Origin of the sequence: Micromonospora sp. KC606, assembly GCF_004348675.1 — a bacterium.
GTDB lineage: Bacteria > Actinomycetota > Actinomycetes > Mycobacteriales > Micromonosporaceae > Micromonospora.
The window spans coordinates 1-2,343 of the sequence record NZ_SMKN01000379.1 but is presented as its reverse complement, the minus strand read 5'-3'; the positions used below and the strand labels follow the sequence as shown (position 1 = coordinate 2,343).

Sequence of the window (2,343 nt, the reverse complement as noted above, 5' to 3'; positions counted from 1 at the left end):
CCCCCCACCCGAGCAGATGTGGAAGGAGGATTCGGCGCACGGGCTCACCGCCCCCATCGGCGAGGGTCCGCACGGCCGCCCCGTGCTGCTGAACCTCGGCGACTACCCGCCGCACGCGCTGATCGGCGGCCCATCCGGCACTGGCAAGACCAACCTGATCTTCGCCTGGATCGGCGCGCTGGCCGCCCGCTACTCCCCGGCCGAGCTGGAGTTCTACCTGCTCGACTTCAAGGAGGGGGTATCCTTCGCCCGGTTCGCGCAGGGCCGGCGCGACCCGAGCTGGCTGCCGCACATGCGGCTGGTCGGCATCAACGTCAACACCGACCGGGAGTTCGGGCTGGCGTTGCTGCGGTTCCTCGCCGAGGAGCTGCGCCGCCGCGCCGACGCGGCGAAGAAGCACGAGGTCACCAAGCTCGCCGAGTTGCGGGCGGTGGACCCGGCCGGGCACTGGCCGCGAATCGTGGCGGTGGTCGACGAGTTCCAGGCGCTGCTGGCCGGCCGGGACGTGGTCGCCCGGGAGGCCGCCGACCTGCTGGAGGACCTGGCGCGGCGGGGCCGTTCGCAGGGCATCCACCTGGTGCTCGCCTCGCAGGACGTTCGCGGCATCGAGGCGTTGTGGGGGCGACCGGCGCTGGTCGCCCAGTTCACCCTGCGGATCGCGCTGCCCAAGGCGCTGCGGATCCTGGCCGAGCGCAACGACGCCGCGCAGGCGTTGCCGAAGTACCACGCGGTGGTCAACGCCGAGTCCGGGATGACCGAGGGCAATCAGGTCGCCCGGATCCCGTCGGCCAGCGACTGGGAGACCTGGAGCGAACTACAGCATCGACTGTGGCGGATGCGCCCGGCGGACGCCGCCCCGGCCCGACTCTTCGACGGCGACGCGGTGCCCCGGCTGACCGCCGCGCCCGACTTTCGCGCACTCACCCCGCCGGCCGGCGACGCACCGCACCGGGGGCCGGTGGCGCTGCTCGGGGAGATCATCGACGTGCAGGCCCGTTCGGCGGCGCTGCGCCTGCCCCGGGCGCCCGGACGCAACCTGGCCGTGATCGGCACCCGCGTCGACGAGGCGTGCGCGGTCCTCGACTCCGCCGCCCGCTCGCTGGCGCGCCAGCACCGGCCCGGCACCGCCCGCTACTCCATCGCCTGCCTCGACCCGGACGCCGACCCGGTGGCGCGTGCCCTCTACGAGGACCTGGCCGACGACGCCGCCTGGTACGACGAGGAGACGGTGCCGGAGCTGATGGCCGAGACGGCCGAAACGCTGGGCCGGCCCGGCACCCCGACAATCCCGCACTACCTGTTCCTGTTCGCCGTCGACGCGGCGGCCGGCGCGCTGTCGGCGAGCACCGGCGGGCGCAGCGGCCTGGACCGGCTGCGCCGGATCCTGCACGACGGGCCGGAACGGCGTATCCACGTGCTGGCCTGGTGGCGGGGGGTGGCACGGATGCGCGCCGACCTGGGCGGGCCGGCCGCCCGCACCGACCAGATCGGGGCGTGGGTGGCGCTCGACGTGCAGGGCGGCGAGTTGGGCTCGTCGCTGTACCCGGGCACCGGTGGGCCGGACTGGTACCCGCGCCCGTGGCGGGGACTGTTCTTCGACCGGGCGGTGCACCGCACCGGACAGGTGATCATCCCTTATGGTCCGTTTCGATGAACGAACCGGTCGCCAGCGACACGTACGCCGCCCACGTCCGCCGCCTCGCCGAGTTGGCCGGCCGGGTACGGACCCAGCGCGCCGAGGCGCAGGCCTGGCACGACCAGCAGTGCGCCGCCGCCGAGCGGGCCGTCGCCGAGGCGGTCGAGCGGCTGCGCCGCGCCGAGGCGGAGCTGACCGAGGCCCGGTCCATGGTGGACCGGGTGGAGGCTGAGGTGGCGCACCTGTGGGCGGAACTGCGTGGCCGGCTGAGGCTGGGGGCGCGCCGGCTCGGTCCGCCGCCGGGGCCGGCCCGCGATGCCACCGGCGACCCGGTCGACGCGTTGCGCGCCGCACGGGACCTGCTGGAGCGGGCCGGGCAGCCCGGGGAGCTGCCGGGATCGGCGAACCCGCTGCTGGCGCTCTGTGGGGTGGCGGGCGCGCTTCTGACGTACGCGCTGGGCGCCGGGGCCCGGGCGGTCGGCGAGCGGTACGGCGGCGACCTGGCGGCGGGAATGCCGGTGCTGGCACTGGTGGTGACCCTGCTCGGCCCGCTGGCCGGGCTGGCCCCGGCGAAGCGGCTGGCCGACCGGCGGCACGCGCTGCTCGGCCCCCGACCGGCCGGGATCGTGCTGGTCGCCGGCCTGGCGACCACGGTGGCGCTGCTGGTGGCGGCGGCCCGCTGACCGCGACGCGCCGCCGACCGGGGC

Annotated in this window: 2 protein-coding genes; both read left to right on the top strand. The window is 75.8% G+C overall.

Annotation, left to right across the window (positions count from 1 at the left end):
- On the top strand, positions 1-1,654 hold a 1,654-nt coding region (locus E1193_RS31160), incomplete at its 5' end, for an FtsK/SpoIIIE domain-containing protein (protein ID WP_132186701.1).
- The gene (locus tag E1193_RS31155; RefSeq protein ID WP_132186700.1) at positions 1,651-2,319 is read left to right on the top strand and encodes a hypothetical protein; all 669 of its coding nucleotides are present in this window, start codon (positions 1,651-1,653) and stop codon (positions 2,317-2,319) included. The genes E1193_RS31160 and E1193_RS31155, both read left to right, overlap by 4 nt.
- The last annotated feature ends 24 nt before the right edge of the window (positions 2,320-2,343 follow it).

Bases quoted from the DNA above. Each gene is read 5' to 3' on its own strand.
- E1193_RS31155 (WP_132186700.1), top strand. From the start codon at position 1,651: ATGAACGAACCGGTCGCCAGCGACACGTACGCCGCCCACGTCCGCCGC.